Below are 23,274 nucleotides of genomic sequence, written 5' to 3' on the forward strand. Positions count from 1 at the left end.
CGTGCCAGGAGATCACCCCGAGGGAAAAGGACCTGACCCTGTGAGCGCCCCCACCAGCCGACCCGTTGTTCCGGAGACCGCACCGCCGCCGTCGCGGGCTGTGCGGCTTGCCCGCAACGGCGTCGCCGTCACCTTCACCCTCAACGGGCTGGCCGTCGGCAGCTGGTTCTCCCGGGTTCCGGCGGTCCGCGAGGCGCTGGACCTCTCCGCCGGCCGGCTCGGGCTGCTCCTGCTGGCGATGAGCGTCGGCGCGCTGCTCGCCATGCCCACCGCCGGCCTGCTCGCCCAGCGACTCGGTGCCGCCCGCACGGTGACCCTGGCGACCGTGCTGGTCGCGGTCGGCGTCACCGTGGCGGGGCTGGGTGCCACGGTGACCGGGTCGTTCGTCGTCGTGGCGCTGGGGTTGGTTGCCTTCGGCTACGGCTCCGGCGCCTGCGATGTGGCGATGAACGTCGAGGCCGCAGCGGTGGAGCGGCGGCTGGGGCGGAACATCATGCCCCGTTTCCACGCGGCGTGGAGCCTCGGGTCGGTGGCCGGCGCGGGGCTGGGTGCCGGGGCGGCACGCTTCGACGCGTCGGTCGGCGCGCACCTCGCCATGGTGGCGGTGGTCGTGTTGACCGGGACGATGCTCGCCGCCCGGACGTTCCTGCCGCTGCCGGGAGGTGACTCCACCAGTGACCCGGCGGACGCCACCCCGGCTGCCCGCCGTCGGGCCCAGCTCGCCGCCTGGCGGGAGCCGCGCACCCTGCTCATCGGGCTGTTCGTGCTGGTGGCGGCGTTCACCGAGGGCGCCGCCAACGACTGGCTGGCCGTCGCGTTCGTGGATGGTCGGGACCTGAGCGAGGCGGCCGGTGCGGCGGTCTTCGGTGTCTTCGTCGTGGGCATGACCGTTGGGCGCACCACGGGCACGATCGCGCTGGACCGGTGGGGTCGGGTGCCGGTGCTCACCGGCACCATCGGGCTCGCCGTGGTCGGCGCCGGCCTGGCCGTGCTGGCCGGTTCCGGGCCGGTGGCCATCGTCGGCGTCGCGCTGTGGGGCCTCGGGGCGTCGCTGGGCTTCCCGGTCGGGATGAGCGCGGCGGCCGACGAGGAGGCACACGCCCCCGTGCGGGTGAGCGTGGTCGCGGTGATCGGCTACACCGCGTTCCTGGGTGGGCCGCCGTTGCTGGGGCTGCTCGGCGATCAGGTCGGCACCCTGCGTGCGCTGCTGGTGGTGCCGCTGCTGTTGCTGCCGACCCTGCTGCTGGTGCCGGTGCTGCGCCCGCCGCACGTCGGCGAACCGACTCTGTCAGCACAGAAAAACTAACCCACCACGCCGCCGAGCGGTATCGGGTGCGCGGCCGACTGTGCCGTGCACCCGCGCTGGCTAGGGTCGCCGGATGCCAACCGACGAGATCACCGCCGCTGCGGCGGGCACCTGGACCCTGGGCGACCGCACCGTGCACCGGATGGGCTTCGGCTCCATGCGGATCACCGCGAACCCCGACCGTGACCGGGCCATCGCCCTGCTGCGCCGCGCCGTGGAGTTGGGCGTCAACCACATCGACACGGCCGCGTTCTACGTTTCGCCCGGTGGAACCCTGGGGGTCGGCACCGGACCGGCCCGCTACGCCACCGAGCTGATCCGTGCGGCGTTCACCCCGTACCCGGAGGATCTGGTGATCGCCACGAAGGTCGGTTTCGGGTACGACCCGGAGGCGGGCTTCACCGAGGCGCTCACCCCGGAGCGGTTGCGCGCCCAGGTGGAGGAGAACCTGCGTCGGCTCGGCCGCGACCAACTCGACGTGGTGAACCTGCGCCTCGGCCGGGGGCCTGGCCCGGTGCCGCTGGCCGATCGGTTCGGCGCGCTCGCCGAGCTGCGCTCGGCCGGGCTGATCCGGCACCTCGGGCTCTCCAACGTCCGGCGCGAGCGGTTGGACGAGGTGGCGGGCATCGCGCCGGTGGTCTGTGTGCAGAACAACTACGGGGTGGACGCCTACCGGGAGCAGCAGGACGACATCGTCCAGGTCTGCGGCGAGCGGGGTATCGCCTACGTGCCGTTCTTCGCGCTGGCCGGCACCGGCCGGGAGGCGGGCGCGAGCACCGCCCAGGCTGAGGCCGTCGAGGCGGTCGCCCGCGCCCACGGCGTCACCCCGCATCAGGTACGCCTGGCCTGGACGCTGCACCAGGGCCCACACGTGCTGGCCATCCCCGGCACCGGCGACCCGGCACACCTCGCGCAGAACATTGCGGCCGGAGCCCTGCGCCTGACCCCCGAAGACCTGACCCGCCTCGCCTGACCGCCCGCCCCTCCCCGGACCGCCCGCCCCCTCCCCGGACCGCCCGCCCCCTCCCCGGACCGTTGATCATGAAGTTGGCGACGCCGATGCCGGCGTGTCGCGCCGCTAACTTCATGATCAACGGGGTGGGGTGGGGTGGGTCAGTTGTGGAGCCAGACTCGGAGGGGGCCGGTGGGCAGGAGGCCCGCTTGCAGGGCTGGGGGTAGGTCGGGGGTGGACTCGTAGCCGACCAGGGATGCGTCGGGCAGGATGGCGGACACCGCCTGCCAGATGGCCCGGGGGTCGTCGGTGTGGGTGAACAGGTTGGAGACGCCGTACACGCCGCTACCGCCGCTGAGCACCGCACCGCCGGTGACCACGCCCTGGTCGTCGTGGCGGGCGAGCACCCGTACCCGTGGGTCGGTCAGGATCGCGGGGCGGAACAGCTCCCCGCCGCCGTGTGCCGCTGCCCAGGCCGCCAACTCGTCGGGGGTGCTGACCGGGGTGAGCGGCGCGTCGACCGGTGGTTCCGCCGGAGGGCGGTGGATCCACTGGGCGTCGAAGAGCACCCGGAACCCGTACCCGGACAGGTCGAGGTCGGCGAAGCTGTCCTTCACCGACGCGCCAGGCCCCGCGTCGATCCGGGCCAGCAGGGCCTCGGCGTTGACGCCCGGCCGCAGGGTGACCGCGTCCGGGTACCACGGTGGCGAGCGGCGGGGGACCGACCAGGCCTCGGCGTCGGTACGGCCGGTCAGCCCGTGGCTGCCGCAGACGATGTCGCACCATTCGGCGTTGTTGCGGGCCGCCGCCGCCCGCGCGTCGTTCAGCACGCCCGGCAGCCTAGGCGGCCCCAGGGCAGGAGGTCACGGGGCGTAGACCAGGTCCATCGTGTCGGTGTGCCCGGACCAGCGGAGGTCGAGGCGCCAGCAACCGGCCTGTGGCATGTCGATGATCGACGGGCCCGGACCGCCGGCGACCTCCCGGGTCACCCGGGTGTCGGTGCCGTCCAGCGTCGCGGTGATCACCAGGGTCGCCGGTGACGCCGGGTCGGGCGACGTCGTGGCGGCGCGGGCGACCCACAGGATCTTGTTGTTCGACCCGTCCTTCCTGTCCTGGCGCAGCGGATGGGCGAACAGCACCGCCACGATGTCGCCCTTCGCGCCGAAGACGTGCGGAACCCGGGCGTCCCCGCTGAAACCGGCGTCCGCCCAGTCCGGCAGGGAGTCGGTCTCGACCCGCGAGTCGCAACCGGTCGCGGCGCTCGCCGTGGTGGCGCCGGCGCCATCCGGCGTGGCTGACCCGCCGCTGGTCGTGGTCGTGCACCCCGCCAGCACGACCACCGATGACGCCAGCACCAACCTGCCCCATGAACCCATCTCGACCCTCCCGGTACGCGTCGACGACTCGTCGCATCTACACGACACCGGCCGGCCCTGCCGGGTTCCTACCGCAACGATTCGGCGATCTCGATCGCCTCAGCCTTGGTGAGGGCACCCTCAAGCCGGTAGCTCACGCCGACCCCCTGCCAGATCAGGGTCGAGGCGGCCAGCCGGGCGGTCTCCCGGCGGACCTCACCCGCACGGTCGACGTACGACAGCACATGTGGACCGTCCACCCAGACGGCGAAGTCGCCGTCGACCTGGACCCAGGCCACGCCCGGCGGGGTGACCTCCTTGTGGAAGGCCAGATCGAGACGTCCGTCGAACGCGTCGAGGCGCAGCGCGCCCCCGTCGTAGAGCACGGACGCCACCCGACACCTGCCCGTGGCGTCGGGGTCGGCGACCAGCACCTGCTCGGGCGGGCCCAGCTTCGCCGGTAGGCGGATCGGGAACCGCACCGACCGTTGCGCCTCGTCCAGGGCGACGCCCCGCTGCGCGGGCAACGGCGACGGAGTGCCGCTGGGCGGCGTCGGCGGGGGCGAGGTGGCGATGCTGACGCCGGCGAAGCGCAGCAGCCCGGCAACGGCGTCGGCGATGGCGGCACGTGTCGGCGGTAACACCGCCACGAGCAGGACGACGAGCGCCACCGTCGCGAGCGAGCGCCACCGGCGCCGTCGGAGCGGGGGCCTGCTGAGCCGTACGCGGACACGGGCGGTCACGTCGGGCGGCTCGGGCGTCTCCAGCCAGGCGGACAGGTCGCGCAGCTCCCGTTCGAGGTCAGCCATGCCGAACCTCCTCGCGGTCGAGCAGGCCGCGGAGCTTCGCCAGCGCCCGGGATGTGCGCGACTTCACGGTGCCCCGGGGCCAGCCCAGTGCCGCCACCGTCTCCTCCTCGCTGAGGTCGAGGAAGAACCGGCACACGATGACCTCGCGGTCGCGCACGGGGAGTTGACGCAGGGCCTCCACCAGCGAGGCGCGGCGCTCCCCGGCGAGGACCGCGTCGACCGCCGCGTCCTCGGCGATCTCGGCCGGGGGGTTCGCGGTCGCGGCCCGCAGGACGAGGCCGTCACGCCGACCCCGGGACCGGTGCAGGTTGCGGGTCTCGTTGGCGACGATCGCGAGCAGCCACGATCGGAAGGACGCCTCGCCCCGATAACGGGACAGCTTGCGGTACGCCTTCACGAACGCCTCCTGGATGACGTCCTCGGAGTCCGAGCCCGCCCCGAGCAGCACCGCCGTCCGGTGCGCGGACGCGGTGTGCCGGGCGACCAGGAGGTCGTACGCCTCCAGGTCACCTGCCCGAGCGCGGGTGACGAGCGCCTCGTCGTCCAGGGGAGCCTCCGTTCGGATCACACTCATGACACCGCGCAGGCGCCGCGGGTTCCACCCGTGGTTTCCGGAGCGGGTCAGCTCCCTCCCATCCGGCGTGCAGCGGATTGCCAGGAATCGGTGCTGCACTGGAGGGCGTCGAGGAGAGGAGCGGGGCATGAGCTGGTTCAATCGTCGGTCGCGGGGTGCCGAGGCGACCCCGACGAAGCTGGACCGGGAGGCGACCCGCGACGACCTCGCGGCGCTGGAGGCGTTCGTCGCCTCCCGGCGGGGGGTGGAGTTCTACCTGGAGCCGGAGACCACCGCGACGGACACCACGGTGGTGGCGATCGCCCACGACGGCGAGTGGATCCGTCGCCGCACCGGCACGCCGCGCGCCGCGGGCGCCATCGCCCGCAAGCACGCGGTGCCGCTGTACGAGGCGGCGCGCACCGGCTACCCGGAACGGATGCGGGTGTGGAACCGCGCCCACCCGGAACGGCACGCCCGCTGAGCATCAGGTCTGCTGAGCGCGTGCCGGCTGAGCGCGCGCTGGACGACTTCCGTGTCGACTGAGCGCGGCTGTGGCACCGTGCTCAGGCGCCCTCGACGGCTGTTCGGGCCTGCTCAAGCGTCATCGGCTCGGCGTGGCTGGACACGTACCAGCTGACGTCGTCGTCGAGCAGTCGCCGGACCAGATCCAGGTCAGGGCCGTCATCGGGTCGACGCAGGTGCGCCGGCGGCGGATAGAAGCAGTCGCCCAGCAGCAGGACCCCCGAGTCGGGCACCAGCACCACGGTCGAGTCCGGTGCGTGCCCGCCGCCGACGTGGCGTAGCCGAACCCCCACAGGCAACTCCGCCACGTCGCTGAAGGTCCGGGTCGGCGGCAGGACGGCGAACTCCTCCCAGGAGTCCATCGCGCGTGCCCGGGCGCGGAAGCTCGGGCCGAGGCGGGGGTTGGCGCGCACCTGCTCGTCGAGGTAGCGGTGGCTCCACGGCCGGGCGGCCTCGGCGCGCAGCAGCGGCACGGCCGTCTCGTGCCCGACGATCTCCACTCCGGGCCAGGCGCAGGCGCCCCAGACGTGGTCCCAGTGGTGGTGGGTGTAGACGAGCCAGCGCGGCTCCGGCAGCCCGGCGGCGGCGAGCGCGGCCTGGATCTCGCCGGCGTGCGCGGGGCTCTGCCCGGCGTCGATCATCACACTGCCGCGTTCGTCGGCGACGACGGCGACGCCGGCCTGGACCCGGGCCGGGTCGGGGTCACCCGGGCAGAGCCAGACGCGGCCCGCCAGGTGGCGGAACTGCATGGCGACGATGGTGATCGACCTCCGAGATTGATCGCGGACGCTGGGCCGGCGATCGTCGATCTTAGGTGACGGGGCCATGTGGCATCGCCTCGCCGGACGATCGACGCAGGCCAGAGCATGTGCGAACACGCTTCGCTCTGCTTACCCGGGCGCAACGGAAACGCGTCGTCCCTGGTACGCCCGGGTAAGCAGAGCAAAGGACGGGCGGTATTGACCCGGGGCATTGCGATGCTGGCGTTCGAGCGCGGGCCAATCGACGAGCGCCGATAAGCGGCACCCGCTCGTCGGCGCCGGGGTCGGCGTTGACCGGCGGCGGAGGGGTGTGGCAGCATTCGCGGCCTGACGGCAGTGAAGGAAGTCGGTGAGATTCCGACGCGGTCCCGCCACTGTCACCGGGGAGCGATCCCCCCTCGTGAGTCACGGCCGTGTGTCTGCGGTTGGAAGGCCGGGGGAGAGCGTTGATCCGGAAGCCAGGATACTTCGGCCGTCGGGACGTACCCCAGGGCGTGGACACCCGAGGAGGACCCGATGACGCACGGCGTCTCATTCATCGACGAGCATCGTCATGACCCGCGGAGCGGGCGCTTCGCCGCGCCCATGACCGGTGCCGCCCGCGTGCTCCGGGCCTGCCACGTCGGCGTGCACCGGGGCGCCCCCGCCGGCTACCGGCACCACTGAGCTGACCGTCCCGGCGCTGACCGACCCCGACGCCCCGCGCCGGTGAGTCGTCCGCCCGGCCGTCGTACCGGCTGACGCCGCACCCACCCGCATCGTCCAGGCCACCCACATCGTGGTCAGGGCGTCACCCTCCGGAGCCTGCCGTGCGCATCCTGCTGCTCTCCACCGCCGACACCGACCTGCTGGCCGCCCGCGCCAGCGGCGCCGACTACCGGCTGGCCAACCCCGCGCGGGTCGCCGCCGACGAGGTGCCCGCCCTGCTCGACGGGGTCGCCCTCGTTGTCGTACGCCTGCTCGGGGGCCGGCAGGCTTGGTCGGACGGTCTCGACGCGGTGCTCGGCACCGGCGTGCCGACGGTCGTGCTCGGTGGCGAGGCGCTGCCCGACGCGGAGCTGATGGCCATCTCCACCGTGCCGTCCGGGGTCGTCACCCAGGCGCTCGCGTACCTGGTCGAGGGCGGGCCGGACAACCTCGGGCAGCTGGCCCGGTTCCTCTCCGACACGGTGCTGCTCACCGGCGAGGGGTTCGACCCGCCCAGGCCCACCCCGGCGTACGGCGTGCACGGCGTGCACCCGACCGACCCGGACCGGCCGACCGTGGGAATCGTCTTCTACCGGGCGCACGCGCTGGCGGGCAACACCGGGTTCGTCGACGTGCTGGCCGAGGCGGTACGGGCGGCCGGCGGCAACCCGCTGCCGATCTTCTGCGGCTCGCTGCGCGGGCTCACCGCGGGCGCCGGCCCGCTCGGGCTCTTCGCCCGCTGCGACGCGCTGCTGGTCACCGTGCTCGCGGCCGGCGGCGCGGTCGCGGCGGACGCCTCCGGAGGCGGCGACGAGGACGCCTGGGACGTCGGCGCGCTGGCCGCCCTGGACGTGCCCGTCATCCAGGCGCTCTGCCTGACCAGCACCCGCGAGCAGTGGGCCGGCAGCGACGCCGGACTGTCCCCGTTGGACGCCGCCATGCAGGTGGCGATCCCCGAGTTCGACGGCCGGATCATCACCGTGCCGTTCTCGTTCAAGCAGATCGACGCGGACGGCCTCTCGGTCTACGCCGCCGACCCCGAGCGGGCCGCCCGGGTCGCCGGGATCGCGGTGCGCCACGCCCGGCTGCGGTACCTGCCCAACCCCAACAAGCGGGTCGCGGTGGTGCTCAGCTCGTACCCCACCAAGCACTCCCGGGTCGGCAACGCCGTCGGGCTGGACACCCCGGTCTCGGCGGTCCGGTTGTTCGCCGCGCTGGCCGAGGACGGCTATGACCTGGGCGACGCGCCGCCGCCCGCCGACGGGGACGCGTTGATCCACGCGCTGATCGCCGCCGGTGGCCACGACGTGGAATGGCTCACCCCGGAGCAGTTGGCCGCGGCCGAGGCCCGGATACCGGGGCAGACCTACCGGCGCTGGTTCGACCAGGTCCCGGCCGAGCTGCGCGAGCGGATGCGGGAGCACTGGGGTGAGCCACCCGGCGAGCTCTACACCGAGGGTGGCGACATCGTGCTCGCCGGGCTGCGCTTCGGCAACGTGGTGCTGCTGATCCAGCCGCCGCGCGGCTTCGGGGAGAACCCGATCGCCATCTACCACGACCCGGACCTGCCGCCCAGCCACCACTACCTGGCCGCGTACCGCTGGTTGGCCGCGCCGGTCGCCGACGGCGGCTTCGGTGCGGACGCGGTGGTCCACCTGGGCAAGCACGGCACCCTGGAGTGGCTGCCCGGCAAGGGCCTCGGTCTCGCCGCCGACTGCGCGCCCGACGCGGTCCTCGGTGACCTGCCGCTGGTCTACCCGTTCATCGTCAACGACCCCGGCGAGGGCACCCAGGCCAAGCGGCGGGCGCACGCCGTCGTGATCGACCACCTGGTGCCGCCGATGGCCCGCGCCGAAACCTACGGCGACCTGGCCAAGCTGGAGCAGCTGCTCGACGAGTACGCCACGGTGCAGGCCCTCGACCCGGCCAAGGTGCCCACCGTGCGGGCGCAGATCTGGGACCTGGTGCGTGCCGCCGAGCTGCACCACGACCTGCACGCCGAGGCGATGCCCGACGCGGACGACTTCGACGACTTCGTGCTGCACCTCGACGGGTACCTCTGCGAGGTCAAGGACGTGCAGATCCGCGACGGGCTGCACATCCTCGCCGACGCGCCCACCGGTGAGCCCCGGGTCAACCTGGTCCTCGCGGTGCTGCGCGCCCCACAGATCTGGGGCGGCGCCCGCGCCCTGCCCGGCCTGCGGCAGGCCCTCGCCGTCGCGTACGGGCTCGACGAGCAGGCGCTGCTCGCGTCACCCGGCCAGCGACTGGCGCTACCTACCGCGCTGACCGACGTGGTGGACGGGCCGGCCGGCACCGCCGCCGACGCGATCGACCTGATCGAGGGTCTCGCCCGGCGGCTGGTGGTCGGCATGGAAACCCTGGACTGGGCGGTGGACGCGGTCGACGCGGTGGTCGCGGAGGTCACCGGCCGGCCGATCCCGGACGTCGCCGCGGTGCTGCACTTCGCCGCCACCGAGCTGGTGCCCCGGCTGGACCGGACCACCGACGAGCTGACCAACGCCCTCCGGGCGCTCGACGGGCGGTTCGTACCGCCCGGTCCGTCCGGCTCACCCACCCGGGGCCTGGTCAACGTGCTGCCCACCGGGCGCAACTTCTACTCCGTCGACCCGAAGGCCATTCCCAGCCGCAACGCCTGGGACGTCGGGGTGGCCCTCGCGGAATCCCTGCTGGACCGGCACCTCGCCGACACCGGGGCGTACCCCCGCTCGGTGGGTCTGACCGTGTGGGGCACCAGCGCCATGCGGACCCAGGGCGACGACATCGCCGAGGTGCTCGCGCTGTTGGGTTGCCGGCCGGTCTGGGACGACCGGTCGCGGCGCGTCACCGGCATCGAGGTGGTGCCGACCGCCGAGTTGGGCCGGCCCCGCGTCGACGTCACCGTGCGTATCTCCGGCTTCTTCCGCGACGCGTTCCCGCACGTGGTGGCGCTGCTCGACGACGCCGTCCGGCGGGTCGCCGCCCTCGACGAGCCGGACGAGGACAACTATCTGCGGGCGCACGTGGCCGCCGACCTCGCCGAGCACGGCGACGAGCGGCGGGCCACCGCCCGGATCTTCGGCTCCAAGCCCGGGGCGTACGGCGCGGGACTGCTGCCCCTGATCGACGCCCGGACCTGGCGCAGCGACGCCGACCTGGCCGAGGTGTACGCGGTGTGGGGCGGCTACGCCTACGGCCGGGGCCTGGACGGGCGGGAGGCACGCGCCGACATGGAGCGCTCCTTCGCCCGGATCGCCGTGGCGGTGAAGAACCAGGACACCCGCGAGCACGACATCGTGGACTCCGACGACTACTTCCAGTACCACGGCGGGATGGTGGCGATGGTCCGCCACCTCACCGGCACGTCACCCCAGGCGTACGTGGGTGACTCGGCGATGCCGCACGACGTGCGCACCCGCACGCTGGGCGAGGAGACCCGGCGGGTGTTCCGCGCCCGGGTGGTCAACCCGAAGTGGATCGCCGCGATGCGCCGGCACGGCTACAAGGGCGCGTTCGAGCTGGCGGCCACCGTGGACTACCTGTTCGGCTACGACGCCACCGCCGGCGTGGTCGACGACTGGATGTACGAGCACCTGGCCGCCGCGTACCTCTTCGACGAGACCACCCGGGAGTTCCTGGAGCGGTCCAACCCGTGGGCGCTACGCGGCATCACCGAGCGACTGTTGGAGGCCGCCGACCGGGGGCTGTGGGCCAAACCCGAGCCGGCCACCCTCGACCGGCTCCGCGACACGTACCTGGCCAGCGAGGGCGACCTGGAGGACCGGGTGTGAGCGCGAGGAGTGAGCCGGTTTTGCGAGCCCCGCAGTCGCGAACGAAGGAAGCGCAGTGAGCGCGAGGAGTGAGCCGGTTTTGCGAGCCCGCAGTCGCGAACGAAAGAAGGTCCAGTGACCGTCACCTATCCGTTCAGTGCCGTGCTCGGCATGGCCGACATGCGCCTGGCGTTGCTGCTCAACGCGGTCTCCCCGGCGATCGGTGGTGTGCTGGTCCGCGGCGAGAAGGGCACCGCCAAGTCCACCGCCGTGCGGGCCCTCGCCGCGCTGCTGCCCCCGGTCCGCCGGGTCGCCGGTTGCCGCTTCGGCTGCGACCCGGCCGAGCCCGACCCCGGCTGCCCGGACGGCCCGCACCCGGCCGACGCCGCCGCCGAGATCCGCCCGGCCCGGCTGGTGGAGCTGCCGGTCGGTGCCGCCGAGGACCGGGTGGTCGGCTCGCTGGATCTGGAGAAGGCCCTCGGCGAGGGGGTACGCGCCTTCGAGCCGGGCCTGCTCGCCGCCGCGCACCGGGGCGTGCTCTACGTCGACGAGGTCAACCTGTTGCACGACCACCTCGTCGACCTGCTGCTCGACGCGGCGGCGATGGGTCGCAGCCACGTCGAGCGGGAGGGCGTCTCGGTCAGTCACGCGGCCCGGTTCCTGCTGGTCGGCACGATGAACCCGGAGGAGGGGGAGCTGCGCCCGCAGTTGCTCGACCGGTTCGGGCTCACCGTCGAGGTGGGTGCCAGCCGGGACCCGGAGATTCGGGTCGAGGTGGTGCGCCGCCGGCTCGCCGCCGACGCCGACCCGGTCGGCTTCGCCGCCCGCTGGGCTGACGCCGACGCCGAGATCGCCGGCCAGGTCGCCGCCGCCCGCCGCCGGCTTCCCGGGGTACGACTCCCGGACGCCGCGCTGCGCCAGATCGCCGAGGTGTGTGCGGCGTTCGACGTGGACGGGATGCGCGCCGACATCGTCACCGCCCGTACCGCGCTGGCCCACGCCGCCTGGCACGGCCGGGACCGGGTCACCATCGACGACGTCCGGGTGGCCGCCCGGTTGGCCCTGCCGCACCGCCGCCGCCGCGACCCGTTCGACACTCCCGGGCTGGACGAGAAGCGCCTCGACGAGGCGTTGCAGCGCGCCCAGGACGCCCATCCCGACGACCCGGACGACGCCGGCCCCGACGACCGCGGCCCGGACGACGGCGGCCCCCCGCAGGGCGGTGGCCCGGCCGGTGGCGGCGGTCCGAACGGGGGCGGACCAAGCGGCGGCGGTCAGCAGGGCGGTGACGGCGGCGGCGACGGCGTCGACCAGGGTGAACCGGGGTCGGCCGGGCACTCGGCGGCGCGTGACGGCGCTGGCCCCGATGGGCGCACCGACGGCCCGGACGGCACCGACGGCTGGCCGCAGAGCCAGCCGGGCGACGGGGGCGACGACGACGGCTGGCCGCAGCACCAGCAGGGCGACCGGGGTGACGACGGCCAGAACTCGCGCCCGCGCGGTGGCCGGCAATCGGCGACCGGTGCCGACGACCCCACCGGCGGCGGGGAGTCCCAGCCGGTGGCCGTACCCCGGGGTGGGTTGACGGCGCGGGTGCTCACCGCGCCCGGCGTGGGTGACGGGGTGCCCGGCCGGCGTTCGCGTGCCCGCACCGGGCGCGGGCGCACCACCGGGGCCCGGGTGCCGACGGGCCGGGTCGGGGCCCTGCACCTGCCGGCGACCGTCCGCGCCGCCGCGCCGCACCAGGCGGCCCGGGGACGGTTGACCGGCCCACTGCGGTTGCGCCCGGACGACGTGCGCGAGGCGGTTCGGGAGGGGCGCGAGGGCAACCTGGTGCTGTTCGTGGTGGACGCGAGCGGCTCGATGGGTGCCCGGCAGCGGATGACCGCCGTGAAGGACGCGGTGCTCGCCCTGCTCACCGACGCGTACCAGCGGCGGGACAAGGTCGCGGTGATCGCCTTCCGGGGTGCCGGCGCGCGGACGCTGCTGCCGGCCACCTCGTCGGTGCTGGCCGCCTCGACCCGGTTGGCCGAGTTGCCCACCGGTGGGCGTACGCCGCTGGCCGAGGGGCTGCTCGCGGCCGCGGATCTGCTGCGGGTGGAACGCCTGCGCGACCCGAAGCGCCGTCCCCTGGTCCTCGTCGTCACCGACGGCCGCGCCACCGCCGGGAACCGCCCGCTGGACAGGGCGGCAGCGGCGGCGGCGGTCCTGGCGGCGACGGGCGCCCCCTGCGTGGTCGTCGACTGCGAATCCGGCCCCGTCCGCCTGCACCTGGCAACCCGGCTGGCAACCCAGCTCAATGCCCCCCGAACCCCTCTGGAGGCCCTGACCCACCCCCACCCCCGCCCCCGCGATCTTGCACTTCCTGTCGCGGCATAACGGGCGAAGTACGTATATGACGAGCAGAAACTGCAAGATCGCGGGAGTGTTCGCGGGACAGGGAGATCGCTGATGCCGCAGGGACAGCCGAGTTCGGTGCCTTCTGACGGGTTGACGACCCGGCAGCGGCGGCACCGGCCACTGTTGATGGTCCACACCGGACAGATGAAGGGGAAGTCGACGGCCGCTTTCGGGTTGGCGTTGCGGGCCTGGACGGCTGGTCTGCCGGTCGGTGTGTTCCAGTTCGTCAAGAGCGCCAAGTGGCGGGTGGGGGAGGAGAGCGCGTTCCGGGCGCTCGGCGAGGTGCACGAGCGTACCGGCCAGGGCGCACCGGTGGCCTGGCACAAGATGGGCGAGGGCTGGTCGTGGATCCAGCGCGGCGGTGACGCCGACCACGCCGCCGACGCCCTGGAGGGCTGGCGGCAGATCCAGCGCGACCTGGCCGCCGAGCGCTACGGACTGTACGTGCTGGACGAGTTCACCTACCCGATGAAGTGGGGCTGGGTGGACGTCGACGAGGTGGTCGCCACCCTGGCCGACCGACCCGGTTTCCAGCACGTGGTCATCACCGGGCGGGACGCCGACCCGTGCCTGGTCGCCGCCGCCGATCTGGTGGCCGAGCTGACCAAGGTGAAGCACCCGATGGATGCCGGCCAGAAGGGCCAGAAGGGCATCGAGTGGTGAGCGGGCACTGGGCGCTGCCCCGGGTGGTCGTCGCCGCGCCGGCCAGCGGCCACGGCAAGACGACCATCGCCACCGGGCTGCTCGCCGCGCTGCGCCGTCGCGGCCTGACGGTCAGCCCGCACAAGGTCGGTCCGGACTACATCGACCCCGGCTACCACGCCCTCGCCGCCGGCCGGGCCGGTCGCAACCTCGACCCGTTCCTGGTCGGCGCGGAGCGGATCGCCCCACTGCTGCGGCACGGCGCGAGCACCCCGACGCCCGCCGACATCGCCGTGGTCGAGGGCGTCATGGGCCTGCACGACGGTGCGGTCGGCCGCCGCGACTTCGCCTCCACCGCCCACGTCGCCCGGCTCATCGACGCACCCGTGCTGCTGGTCCTGGACACCACCGCGCAGGGCCGCTCGGCCGCCGCGCTGACGCTGGGCATGGCCGCGTTCGACCCGGCGGTGCGGATCGGCGGGGTGATCCTCAACCGGGTCGGCTCGCCCCGGCACGAGACGCTGCTGCGCGACGCGCTGGCCGAGGTGGGCGTACCAGTACTCGGGGCGGTCACCCGCGCTGCCGAGGTGGCCGCGCCGGCCCGGCATCTCGGGTTGATCCCGGTCGCCGAGCGGGCACCCGAGTCCCTCGCGATCGTCACCGCGCTCGCCGAGCTGGTCGAGGCCACCGTGGACCTCGACGCCGTGCTCGACCTGGCCCGCTCCGCCCCACCGCTGACCGCCCCGGCGTGGGACCCGGCCGCCGCGGTCGGCGGGCCGGCCGGCCCCGAGCGACCACTGGTCGCGCTCGCCGGTGGTCCGGCCTTCACCTTCTCGTACGCGGAGACCGCCGAGCTGCTCACCGCGGCCGGCGCGGACGTGGTCACCGTCGACCCGCTGCGCGACCCGGCGCTGCCCGCCGGTACCCGCGCGGTGGTGATCGGCGGCGGGTTCCCCGAGGCGTACGCGCAGGCGCTGGCCGACAACGCCGCGCTGCGCGCCGAGGTGGCCGACTTCGACGGGCCGATCGTGGCCGAGTGCGCCGGGCTGCTCTACCTCGGACGTTCGCTGGACGGCGCGCCGATGTGCGGCCGGCTGGATGTGACCGCCCGGATGACCCGCCGGCTCACCCTCGGCTACCGGGAGGCCGTGGCGGTCACCGACTCCCCGGTGGCCCTCGCCGGCGAGCCCGTACGCGGCCACGAGTTCCACCGCACGACCACCGACCCGGGGCACGGCGACGCGTCGGCGTGGCGCTGGAACGACACCGAGCACGGCTTCGTCGCCGGTCGGGTGCACGCGTCCTACCTGCACACCCACTGGGCCGGCCACCCGGACGCGGCCCGCCGGCTGGTCGAGGCGTGCCGATGAGCGCCGACGCCACGCTCACCGGGGTCGGCGTCGGCCCGGGCGACCCGGAACTGCTCACCGTCAAGGCGGTGCGGCTGCTGCGCGAGGCCGACCTGGTCTTCGTACCCGTGATGGCGGACCGGGTCGCGCCCACCGACACCGCCGGCCCGACGCCGGCCGTTGCGGACGCCGGGCGGGCCGAGGCGACAGTGCGCTCCCACGTCGCGGCGGAGCGGCTGCGCCGGCTGCCGTTCGCGCTGGACGACCGGGGTGGGGTCACCGCGCGCCGGGCGGCGGCCTGGGACGACGCGGCCCGGGTGGTCGTCGAGTCGATCGACGCGGGCGCACGGTCACTGGCCTTCGCCACCATCGGCGACCCGAACGTCTACTCCACCTTCGGCTACCTCGCGCAGAGCGTCCGCGCGCTACGCCCGGCGGTGCGGGTGGCAACCGTGCCCGGGGTCACCGCCATGCAGGAGCTGGCCGCTCGCAGCGGCACCCCGCTCTGTGAGGGACGCGAGCCGCTGACCCTGCTGCCGGCCACCGCCGGACTGGCGCTGTTCGCCGACGCGCTGGCCGGGCCGGGCAGCGTGGTCGTCTACAAGGGCTGGCGGCGGCATCCGGAGCTGCTCGCCGAGCTGCGCCGGCAGGGCCGGCTTCCCGACGCCGTGCTCGGGCGGAGCCTGGGGCTGCCCACCGAACGGATCGGCCCGGTCGACGACACCGGGCACGACCTGCCGTACCTGTCGACGCTGCTGGTCCCGGCCCGCCGCGACCAACGAGGAGGAAAGTTGTGACCAGCGACGGCAAGGTGTGGTTCGTCGGCGCCGGCCCCGGTGCGGCGGACCTGCTGACCCTGCGGGCCGCCCGGGTGATCGCCGAGGCGGACATCGTGATCTGGGCGGCCAGCCTGGTGCACGCCGACGTGCTCGACCACGCCCGCCCCGGCGCGGAGATCGTCGACTCGTCGCAGCTACCCATCGAGGGGGTGCTGCCGCTCTACGAGCGGGCCGCCGAGCAGGGGCTCACCGTGGCCCGGATCCACTCCGGCGACCCGGCGCTGTGGGGCGCGGTGCAGGAGCAGCTGGACCTGTGCCGGGCGCTCGGCCTGGCCGTCGAGATCGTCCCCGGCGTCTCCTCGTTCACCGCCGTCGCGGCGATCGTCGGACGGGAGCTGACCGTTCCCGAGGTCGCCCAGTCGGTGATCCTCACCCGCCTCGAAGGCGGCAAGACCCCGATGCCGCCCGGCGAGCGGGTCCGCGACTTCGCCCGGCACGGCACCACCATGGCGCTGTTCCTGTCCGCCGCCCGCTCCGGGCAGGTGCAGGCCGAGCTGCTGGCCGGCGGCTACCCGGCGGAAACCCCGGCCGTGGTGGCGTACCAGGCGACCTGGCCCGACGAGCTGGTGGTGCGCTGCACGGTCGGCACCCTGGAGGAGACGGTCAAGCAGCACAAGCTGTGGAAGCACACCCTGTTCCTGGTCGGGCCGGCGCTGGCCGCCGAGGGCACCCGCTCGCACCTGTACCACCCCGGGCACTTCCACACCTTCCGCCGGGCGGAGCCGGCCGCCCGCGCCGAGCTGCGCCGCCAGGCCGGCGCCCGCGCCGGGGGGACAGCCACGCCGGGACACACACCGTGACGTACGCCGAGCCGCCGCTGCGCGAGCCGGACCTGCCGCGTACCGCGAAGGTCCGGCCCACCGCGCTGCGTACCGGCTGGACCACCGGCGCCTGCGCGACGGCGGCGGCCAAGGCCGCCGTCACCGCGCTGGTCACCGGTGCGGCCCAGGCGGAGGTGGAGATCGGTCTGCCCGCCGGGCGGCGGGTGCGCTTTCCGGTGGCACGGTGCGAACTGACCGGCAGCCCGCCGGTCCGGGCCGAGGCGGTGGTGGTCAAGGACGCGGGGGACGACCCGGACGTCACCCACGGGGCCGAGCTGACCGCCACCGTGGACTGGACCGACGTTCCCGGTCTGCGGCTCGCCGGCGGTGCCGGCGTCGGCACGGTCACCAAGCCGGGTCTCGGCCTCGCGGTCGGCGGCCCGGCGATCAACGACACCCCGCGCCGGATGATCGGCGAGGCGGTGGCCGAGGTGGTCGACCTCACCGAGGTCGGCGTCCGCGTGGTGATCAGCGTGCCCCGAGGCGAGATCATGGCCCGCAAGACCACCAACCGGCGGCTCGGCATCCTCGGCGGCATCTCGATCCTCGGCACCACCGGGATCGTGCGTCCCTTCTCCACCGCCTCCTGGCGGGCCAGCGTCGTACAGGCCGTGCACGTGATGGCGGCCCAGGGCGAGCGGACCGTGGTGCTCTGCACCGGCGGGCGTACCGAGCGGGCCGCCCGCGCGCTGCTGCCCGACCTGCCCGAGGTCTGCTTCGTCGAGGTCGGCGACTTCACCGGTGCCGCGGTGACCGCCGCCGTGGGCGACGCGATGACCGGGGTGGTCTTCGTCGGGATGGCCGGCAAGCTGGCCAAACTCGCCGCCGGTGTGTTGATGACCCACTACACACGCTCCAAGGTGGACCTCTCCCTGCTCGGGGCGGTGACCGCCGAGGCCGGTGGTGACCCGTCGCTCGTCGCCGCCGTGACCGAGGCGAACACCGGGCGGCACGCGTACGAGCTGTGGGAGGCGGCCGGGCTGCTCGGCCCGGCCGGCGACCTGCTCTGCCAGCGGGTCCGCCAGGTGCTGCGGCGCTTCGCGGGGCCGACGGTCACCGTGGACGTGGCGATGGTCGACTTCGCCGGAGCGCACGTCGTCGCCTCGTCCGGCCGGTGGCCCCGGTGACGCGGATGGAGCCGGTGGCCGGTGTGACAGTGGTCGGTCTGGACGCGGCCGGCGCCCCACCGCACCCCGCGCTCGCGCCGGTGCTGGCCGCCGCCGGGCTGGTGGTCGGGGCCGCCCGACACCTGGGCGCGGTGCCCGTACCGGCCGGCGCGGAGACCGTCGCCCTCGGGCCGCTCGCCCCCGCCGTGCACCGGCTGACCGCCGCCGTCGCCGCCGGGGTGCCGGCCGTGGTGTTGGCCAGTGGGGATCCCGGCCTGTTCGGCATCGTCCGACGGCTGCGCGCGGCCGGGCTGCCGCTGCGGGTGGTGCCGGCGGTGTCCAGCGTGGCCGCCGCGTTCGCCCGCGCCGGGCTGCCCTGGGACGGCGCCGCCGTGGTCACCGCGCACGGGCGCGACCCGCGACCGGCCCTGAACGCCTGCCGGGCGCTGCCACTGGTCGCGGTGCTCACCGCGCCCGGTGCGGGTGCGGCCGAGCTGGGCGCCGGCCTGCTCGGCTGGCCGCGCCGCCTGCTGGTCGCCGAGCACCTGGGCACCGACGCCGAACGAATCCGCGAGGTGACCCCCGAGCAGGCCGCCGCCCAGACCTGGTCCGACCCGCACGTCCTGCTCAGCCTCGCCGAGCCTGTCGAGTCCGAACGCGATCGGGTCACGGCCGGTGGGATGCGTGCGGACAACCAGCCGGCCGCAGCCCCGGTCGGCGGGTGGGCGCTGCCGGAGAGCCGCTACGCCCATCGCGACTCCATGATCACCAAGTCGGAGGTGCGCGCCCTCGTCGTCGCCCGGCTGCGACCCCGACTGGGCCGGCTGGTCTGGGACGTCGGTGCGGGCAGTGGCTCGGTCGGCATCGAGTGCGCCCTGCTCGGCGCTGCCGTGCTCGCCGTCGAACAGGATCCGGAGGCCGGCGCGACCATCCGGGCCAACGCCACCGCCCACGCCGTGGACGTCCGGCTCGTCAGCGGGCGAGCCCCGCAGGCACTGGCCGGCCTGCCCGAGCCGGACGCGGTCTTCGTCGGCGGTGGCGGTGCCGACGTCCTCGCCGCCGTGGTGGCCCGCCAGCCCGAGCGGGTGGTGCTCACCCTGGCCGCACTGGACCGGGTCGCACCGGCCGTGGGTCTGCTGCGCGCCGCCGGTTACACGGTCGAGGGCAGTCAGCTCTCCGCCGCCCGCCTCGCCGACCTGCCTGGCGGGTCGATCCGCCTCGCGGCCACCAACCCGGTGGTCGTCCTCACCGGGGAGCGCCCGTGCACGACCTGACCATGACCACCCGGATCGGTCTGGTGGCGGCCACCGCCGCCGGCCGACGGCACGCCCACACCGTGGCCGCCGCGTGGCCGCACGCTCGACTGGTCGAGGGGGAGACCGTGGCCGACGCGCTGCGCAGCGCCTGGGTGGGGTGTGACGCGGTGGTCGCGTTCCTGGCCACCGGCGCGGTGGTGCGGATCCTCGCGCCGCTGCTCGACGACAAGCGCAGCGACCCGGCCGTGGTGGTCGTCGACGAGGCCGCCCGGCACGCCGTGGCGCTGCTCGGCGGGCACGCCGGCGGCGGCAACGACCTCGCCGAGCAGGTCGGCGCGTTGCTGGACGCCCGACCGGTGATCACCACCGCCACCGACTCGGTCGGCCTGCCGGGGCTGGACACCCTCGGTTGGCCCGTGCAGGGCGCGGTCGCCGCGGTGTCCCGGGCCATCCTGGACGGCGAGCCGGTCGAGCTGATCGCCGACGCCCACTGGCCACTGCCCGCCCTGCCCCCGAACGTCCGGCCGCAGGCCGTCGACGCTGTCGAAGCCGTGGACGCCGGGTACCGGTTGCTGGTCACCGATCGGGTGGTGCCGCTGGACGAGCGGACCGCCGTGCTGCGACCGCCGTCGCTGGTCGCCGGGGTGGGCGCGAGTCGGGGCGTGCCCGCCGCCGAGGTGGCCGAGCTGCTGCACCGGGTGCTGTCCGAGGCCGGCCTCAGCCCGGCGAGCCTGCGCTGCGTGGCCAGCGCCGACGTCAAGGCCGACGAGGCGGGCATCCTGAGCACCGCCGACGCGCTCGGCGTACCCCTGGTGACCTGGCCGGCGACGCGGCTGGCGGCGGTCGACGTGCCGCACCCCAGCGAGGTGGTGCGTGCCGCGGTCGGCACGCCGAGCGTGGCGGAGGCCGCGGCGCTGCTCGGCCCGGCGGGCCGGCCGGGCGACGCCACGCTGCTGGTGGGGAAGACCGCGTCGGCGATGGCCACCGTGGCGGTTGCCCGGCACGCGCCACGCGGCCGGCTGGCCGTCGTCGGTCTCGGGCCGGGCGCCGCCGACCTGCGCACCCCCCGCGCGGTGGCCGAGCTGCGCCGCGCTGCCGTGGTGGTCGGCCTGGACCAGTACCTCGACCAGGTCCGCGACGTGCTCCGCCCGGGCACCCGGGTGCTCGCCAGCGGGCTGGGCGCGGAGGAGGCTCGCGCCCGCACCGCCGTCGCCGAGGCCACCGCCGGCCGGGCGGTCGCGCTGATCGGCTCGGGCGATGCCGGGGTGTACGCGATGGCCAGTCCCGCCCTGGAGTACGCCGACGAGCGAATCGACGTGGTGGGTGTGCCCGGGGTGACCGCCGCGCTGGCCGCCGGCGCGCTGCTCGGCGCACCCCTCGGCCATGATCACGCCTACCTGAGCCTGTCCGACCTGCACACCCCGTGGGAGGTCATCGAGCGGCGGGTGACCGCGGCCGCCGACGGCGACTTCGTGACGGTGTTCTACAACCCGCGCAGCCGGGCGCGTGACTGGCAGCTCGGCAAGGCGCTCGGCGTCCTCGCCGCGCACCGGCCACCGGACACCCCGGTCGGTGTGGTGCGCAACGCCAGTCGCCCCGGCGAACGGGTGCACCTCGCCACCCTGGCCACCCTCGACCCGGCCGTGGTCGACATGTACAGCGTCGTGGTGGTCGGCAGCAGCGATACGAGAGTGGTCGCCGGCCGGATGGTGACACCCCGGGGGTACCGATGGCGCTCGTGACGATCGACGCGTGCCAGGGCTGCGGCGCCTGCCTACTCACCTGCCCCACGCACGCGATCCGACCGGTTGCCGGCGGCCTGACGGTGCGCGCCGAGCGCTGCACCGGCTGCCTGGAATGCCTGGAGATCTGCCCGGTCGACGCGATCCGCGTCGTCGAGCCCGACCCTGCTGGAGGAGCCCGATGAGCCGGGTGGTGCATCCGATCGAGGTCGAGTCGTACCGCATCCTGCGTGAGCGGGTCGACCTGTCGCACCTGCCGCCGCTGAGCCGGGCGGTGACCGAGCGGGTGGTGCACGCCAGCGCCGACCTCGCGTACGTCGATGAGCTGGTCTGCGACGAGCCGGCCCTGGAGTCGGGGCTGGCGGCGCTGCGCGCCGGCGCGCCGGTGGTCACCGACGTGGCGATGGTCGCCGCCGGGATCACCCGGGCCGGCCTGGAACTGGTCTGCCCGGTCGGCGAGCCGGCCGCCGCCGAGCTGGGTCGCTCGGCCGGGATCACCCGGTCGGCCGCAGCCGTGCGGATCGCGCTGACCCGGGTCGGCCCGGGCGCGGTCTGGGTGGTCGGCTGCGCGCCGACCGCGCTTGTCGAACTGCTCACCCTGGACGCCGCGCCCGCGCTGGTCGTCGGCCTGCCGGTCGGCTTCGTGGGTGCCGCCGAGTCGAAGGCGGCGCTGCGAGCCAGCGGCCTGCCCGGGGTGTCCAACGTGGGCGAGAAGGGTGGCTCGGCGGTCGCCGCCGCGGCCCTCAACGCCCTGCTCTACGTCGAGGAGAAGTCATGACCGGGTTGGTCATCGTCGGGCACGGTACGCGCAGCGCGGCCGGGGTCGACCAGTTCGCCGCGCTGGTCGAGCGGGTCCGTCGTCGCGGTGCCGTCGGCGACGTCGAGGGCGGCTTCATCGAGCTGTCCCGTCCGCCGCTGACCGACGCGGTCGGCGCGCTCGTCGCGCGCGGGCACCGGGCACTGGTGGCGTTGCCCCTGGTGCTCACCGCCGCCGGACACGGCAAGGGCGACATCCCCGCCGCGATGGCCCGCGAGCAGGAACGTCACCCCGGGCTGAGCTACCGCTACGGCCGCCCGCTCGGCCCACACCCGCTGCTGCACGACGCCCTCGAACAGCGCATCGACGCGGCGCTGGCCGGTGCCGACCGGGCCGGCACGTGGGTCGCGCTGATCGGGCGGGGCTCCACCGACCCGGACGCCAACGCGGAGGTCGCCAAGGTCGCCCGGCTGCTCTGGGAGGGACGCGGCTACGCCGGCGTGGAGCCGGGGTTCATCTCCCTCGCGCAACCGTCGGTGCCGGCGGTGCTGGAGCGGCTGCGCCGCCTCGGCGCGCGTCGGATCGTCGTGGCGCCGTACTTCCTGTTCGCCGGGGTGCTGCCCGACCGGATCGTCGCCCAGTCGGCGGAGTTCGCCGCCGCCCACCCCGACCTCGACGTGCGTGTCGCCGAGGTGATCGGCGACTGTGACGCCCTCGCCGACCTGGTGCGGGAGCGCTACGCCGAGGCGCTGGGCGGAGACATCCGGATGAACTGCGACACCTGCGCGTACCGGGTGCTGATGCCCGGCTTCGCCGACAAGGTCGGCCGCCCGCAACGCCCGCACGACCACCCCGACGACCCGGTCGGCCACCACCATCACCACGACCACGACCACGACCACGGGCACGGTTCGGTCGCCGTGGTCGGCGGCGGGCCAGGGCCCGACGACCTGATCACGGTACGCGCGAAGGCGCTGCTCGACGCCGCGGACGTCGTGGTGGTCGACCGGCTCGCCCCGCAGGGGCTGCTCGCCGGGCTGCGCCCCGACGTGCTGGTCATCGACGCCGCGAAGGTGCCCCGTGGCCCGTCGATGTCCCAGGACGCGATCAACGCGGCCCTGGTGGCGCACGCCCGCGCCGGCCGCCGGGTGGTTCGGCTCAAGGGCGGCGACCCGTACGTCTTCGGACGCGGCCACGAGGAGGTGCTGGCCTGCCGGGCGGCCGGCGTACCGGTGACGGTGGTCCCCGGGGTGAGCAGCGCCCTCGCCGCGCCGGCCCTCGCGGGCGTGCCGGTGACGCACCGGGGTGTGGCGCACGACGTCACCGTCGTGTCCGGGCACCTGCCGCCCGGGCATCCCGGCTCGCTTGTCGACTGGGCGGCGCTGGCCCGGGCCCGGGGCACCGTCGTGCTGCTGATGGCCGTCGACACCATCGCCAAGATCGCGGCCGCGCTGGTCGAGCACGGCCGCGCCCCGGACACCCCGGTGCTCGCCGTGCAGGACGCGGGGCAGCCCGGCCAGCGGTCGGTGCCGGCCCGGTTGGACGAGATCGGCGCGGTCGCCGCCCGGGAGGGCATCGGCCCGCCCGCCGTCTTCGTCCTCGGCCCGGTGGTCGCTCTCCCGACCACCGGGCCGACGGCCTGAC

20 protein-coding genes, 1 pseudogene and 1 riboswitch are annotated in these 23,274 nt (G+C 74.9%); of the genes and pseudogenes, 16 read left to right on the forward strand and 5 right to left on the reverse strand.

The window, feature by feature from the left end; all coding sequences use genetic code 11:
- Window positions 1-40: 40 nt before the first annotated feature.
- Together ACQEUX_RS06785 and ACQEUX_RS06790 are read left to right on the forward strand one after the other, a co-directional pair.
- Complete coding sequence (locus ACQEUX_RS06785; RefSeq protein WP_433042834.1) at window positions 41-1,306, forward strand: MFS transporter; 1,266 nt, start codon at window positions 41-43, stop codon at window positions 1,304-1,306.
- 73 nt (window positions 1,307-1,379) lie between these two features.
- Window positions 1,380-2,279: an aldo/keto reductase gene (locus tag ACQEUX_RS06790; protein ID WP_433042837.1), complete on the forward strand. Its 900-nt coding sequence runs from the start codon at window positions 1,380-1,382 to the stop codon at window positions 2,277-2,279.
- A 140-nt stretch (window positions 2,280-2,419) separates the two neighbouring features.
- Here the strand turns inward: ACQEUX_RS06790 and ACQEUX_RS06795 are convergent, their stop codons facing one another.
- The 4 genes from ACQEUX_RS06795 to ACQEUX_RS06810 all read right to left on the reverse strand — a co-directional run bounded on the left by ACQEUX_RS06795 (window position 2,420) and on the right by ACQEUX_RS06810 (window position 4,996).
- Window positions 2,420-3,088, reverse strand: coding sequence for a hypothetical protein (locus tag ACQEUX_RS06795; protein ID WP_433042840.1), 669 nt, complete (start codon window positions 3,086-3,088; stop codon window positions 2,420-2,422).
- Window positions 3,089-3,121: 33 nt separating this feature from the next.
- Complete coding sequence (locus ACQEUX_RS06800; RefSeq protein ID WP_433042843.1) at window positions 3,122-3,634, reverse strand: hypothetical protein; 513 nt, start codon at window positions 3,632-3,634, stop codon at window positions 3,122-3,124.
- A gap of 68 nt (window positions 3,635-3,702) precedes the next feature.
- Window positions 3,703-4,422, reverse strand: a complete 720-nt coding sequence (locus tag ACQEUX_RS06805) for a hypothetical protein (protein ID WP_433042846.1) — start codon at window positions 4,420-4,422, stop codon at window positions 3,703-3,705.
- The gene (locus tag ACQEUX_RS06810; protein WP_433042849.1) at window positions 4,415-4,996 is read right to left on the reverse strand and encodes an RNA polymerase sigma factor; all 582 of its coding nucleotides are present in this window, start codon (window positions 4,994-4,996) and stop codon (window positions 4,415-4,417) included. The genes ACQEUX_RS06805 and ACQEUX_RS06810 overlap by 8 nt, the downstream gene beginning before the upstream one ends.
- 127 nt (window positions 4,997-5,123) lie before the next feature.
- Here ACQEUX_RS06810 and ACQEUX_RS06815 point away from each other — a divergent pair, with 127 nt between their 5' ends.
- Window positions 5,124-5,459: a hypothetical protein gene (locus ACQEUX_RS06815; RefSeq protein WP_007460726.1), complete on the forward strand. Its 336-nt coding sequence runs from the start codon at window positions 5,124-5,126 to the stop codon at window positions 5,457-5,459.
- A gap of 82 nt (window positions 5,460-5,541) precedes the next feature.
- Here ACQEUX_RS06815 and ACQEUX_RS06820 read toward each other — a convergent pair whose 3' ends face one another.
- Window positions 5,542-6,249, reverse strand: coding sequence for an MBL fold metallo-hydrolase (locus ACQEUX_RS06820; protein WP_433042852.1), 708 nt, complete (start codon window positions 6,247-6,249; stop codon window positions 5,542-5,544).
- A gap of 326 nt (window positions 6,250-6,575) precedes the next feature.
- Window positions 6,576-6,752, forward strand: a riboswitch (cobalamin riboswitch).
- Window positions 6,753-6,777: 25 nt separating this feature from the next.
- Here ACQEUX_RS06820 and ACQEUX_RS06825 point away from each other — a divergent pair.
- The 13 genes and pseudogenes from ACQEUX_RS06825 (at window position 6,778) to cobA (ending at window position 23,273) form a co-directional block, all read left to right on the forward strand.
- Window positions 6,778-6,927 (forward strand): hypothetical protein, encoded by a 150-nt coding sequence (locus ACQEUX_RS06825; protein ID WP_433042855.1) that lies wholly within the window; start codon window positions 6,778-6,780, stop codon window positions 6,925-6,927.
- Window positions 6,928-7,070: 143 nt separating this feature from the next.
- Window positions 7,071-10,739 carry a cobaltochelatase subunit CobN gene (gene cobN, locus ACQEUX_RS06830; protein ID WP_433042858.1) on the forward strand — a complete coding sequence of 1,223 codons (3,669 nt, stop codon included), beginning with the start codon at window positions 7,071-7,073 and terminating at the stop codon, window positions 10,737-10,739.
- Between the two features lie 55 nt (window positions 10,740-10,794).
- Window positions 10,795-13,097: pseudogene (locus ACQEUX_RS06835) on the forward strand (magnesium chelatase subunit D family protein).
- A gap of 72 nt (window positions 13,098-13,169) precedes the next feature.
- Window positions 13,170-13,781, forward strand: a complete 612-nt coding sequence (gene cobO, locus ACQEUX_RS06840; protein WP_433042861.1) for a cob(I)yrinic acid a,c-diamide adenosyltransferase — start codon at window positions 13,170-13,172, stop codon at window positions 13,779-13,781.
- The gene (locus tag ACQEUX_RS06845) at window positions 13,775-15,130 is read left to right on the forward strand and encodes a cobyrinate a,c-diamide synthase (RefSeq protein WP_433042864.1); all 1,356 of its coding nucleotides are present in this window, start codon (window positions 13,775-13,777) and stop codon (window positions 15,128-15,130) included. The genes cobO and ACQEUX_RS06845 overlap by 7 nt, the downstream gene beginning before the upstream one ends.
- Window positions 15,127-15,906, forward strand: coding sequence for a precorrin-2 C(20)-methyltransferase (cobI, locus tag ACQEUX_RS06850; RefSeq protein ID WP_433042867.1), 780 nt, complete (start codon window positions 15,127-15,129; stop codon window positions 15,904-15,906). The genes ACQEUX_RS06845 and cobI overlap by 4 nt, the downstream gene beginning before the upstream one ends.
- Complete coding sequence (gene cobM, locus ACQEUX_RS06855) at window positions 15,903-16,748, forward strand: precorrin-4 C(11)-methyltransferase (RefSeq protein ID WP_433042870.1); 846 nt, start codon at window positions 15,903-15,905, stop codon at window positions 16,746-16,748. The genes cobI and cobM overlap by 4 nt, the downstream gene beginning before the upstream one ends.
- Window positions 16,745-17,896 carry a cobalt-precorrin-5B (C(1))-methyltransferase gene (locus ACQEUX_RS06860; RefSeq protein WP_433042873.1) on the forward strand — a complete coding sequence of 384 codons (1,152 nt, stop codon included), beginning with the start codon at window positions 16,745-16,747 and terminating at the stop codon, window positions 17,894-17,896. The genes cobM and ACQEUX_RS06860 overlap by 4 nt, the downstream gene beginning before the upstream one ends.
- Entirely contained in the window at window positions 17,884-19,149 is a 1,266-nt protein-coding gene (gene cbiE, locus ACQEUX_RS06865) for a precorrin-6y C5,15-methyltransferase (decarboxylating) subunit CbiE (RefSeq protein ID WP_433042875.1), read from the forward strand. The genes ACQEUX_RS06860 and cbiE overlap by 13 nt, the downstream gene beginning before the upstream one ends.
- A gap of 2 nt (window positions 19,150-19,151) precedes the next feature.
- Window positions 19,152-20,873 (forward strand): precorrin-3B C(17)-methyltransferase, encoded by a 1,722-nt coding sequence (gene cobJ / locus ACQEUX_RS06870; protein ID WP_433049635.1) that lies wholly within the window; start codon window positions 19,152-19,154, stop codon window positions 20,871-20,873.
- Window positions 20,861-21,058 carry a DUF362 domain-containing protein gene (locus ACQEUX_RS06875; protein ID WP_433042878.1) on the forward strand — a complete coding sequence of 66 codons (198 nt, stop codon included), beginning with the start codon at window positions 20,861-20,863 and terminating at the stop codon, window positions 21,056-21,058. The genes cobJ and ACQEUX_RS06875 overlap by 13 nt, the downstream gene beginning before the upstream one ends.
- A complete protein-coding gene (locus ACQEUX_RS06880; protein WP_433042881.1) occupies window positions 21,055-21,651 on the forward strand; it encodes a precorrin-8X methylmutase in 597 nt (198 codons plus the stop codon). Before ACQEUX_RS06875 ends, ACQEUX_RS06880 begins: the two co-directional genes overlap by 4 nt.
- Window positions 21,648-23,273, forward strand: a complete 1,626-nt coding sequence (cobA, locus tag ACQEUX_RS06885; RefSeq protein WP_433042884.1) for a uroporphyrinogen-III C-methyltransferase — start codon at window positions 21,648-21,650, stop codon at window positions 23,271-23,273. Before ACQEUX_RS06880 ends, cobA begins: the two co-directional genes overlap by 4 nt.
- Window position 23,274: the final 1 nt, after the last annotated feature.

The sequence above is a fragment of the Micromonospora sp. CA-259024 genome (assembly GCF_050936255.1).
Classification (GTDB): domain Bacteria; phylum Actinomycetota; class Actinomycetes; order Mycobacteriales; family Micromonosporaceae; genus Micromonospora.

Bases quoted from the DNA above. Each gene is read 5' to 3' on its own strand.
- ACQEUX_RS06805 (WP_433042846.1), bottom strand. From the start codon at position 4,422: ATGGCTGACCTCGAACGGGAGCTGCGCGACCTGTCCGCCTGGCTGGAG.
- ACQEUX_RS06880 (WP_433042881.1), top strand. From the start codon at position 21,055: ATGAGCCGGGTGGTGCATCCGATCGAGGTCGAGTCGTACCGCATCCTG.
- ACQEUX_RS06875 (WP_433042878.1), top strand. From the start codon at position 20,861: ATGGCGCTCGTGACGATCGACGCGTGCCAGGGCTGCGGCGCCTGCCTA.
- ACQEUX_RS06820 (WP_433042852.1), bottom strand. From the start codon at position 6,249: ATGCAGTTCCGCCACCTGGCGGGCCGCGTCTGGCTCTGCCCGGGTGAC.
- ACQEUX_RS06810 (WP_433042849.1), bottom strand. From the start codon at position 4,996: ATGAGTGTGATCCGAACGGAGGCTCCCCTGGACGACGAGGCGCTCGTC.
- cobO (WP_433042861.1), top strand. From the start codon at position 13,170: ATGCCGCAGGGACAGCCGAGTTCGGTGCCTTCTGACGGGTTGACGACC.
- ACQEUX_RS06800 (WP_433042843.1), bottom strand. From the start codon at position 3,634: ATGGGTTCATGGGGCAGGTTGGTGCTGGCGTCATCGGTGGTCGTGCTG.
- ACQEUX_RS06790 (WP_433042837.1), top strand. From the start codon at position 1,380: ATGCCAACCGACGAGATCACCGCCGCTGCGGCGGGCACCTGGACCCTG.
- ACQEUX_RS06825 (WP_433042855.1), top strand. From the start codon at position 6,778: ATGACGCACGGCGTCTCATTCATCGACGAGCATCGTCATGACCCGCGG.
- cobI (WP_433042867.1), top strand. From the start codon at position 15,127: ATGAGCGCCGACGCCACGCTCACCGGGGTCGGCGTCGGCCCGGGCGAC.
- cobJ (WP_433049635.1), top strand. From the start codon at position 19,152: ATGACCACCCGGATCGGTCTGGTGGCGGCCACCGCCGCCGGCCGACGG.
- cobA (WP_433042884.1), top strand. From the start codon at position 21,648: ATGACCGGGTTGGTCATCGTCGGGCACGGTACGCGCAGCGCGGCCGGG.
- ACQEUX_RS06815 (WP_007460726.1), top strand. From the start codon at position 5,124: ATGAGCTGGTTCAATCGTCGGTCGCGGGGTGCCGAGGCGACCCCGACG.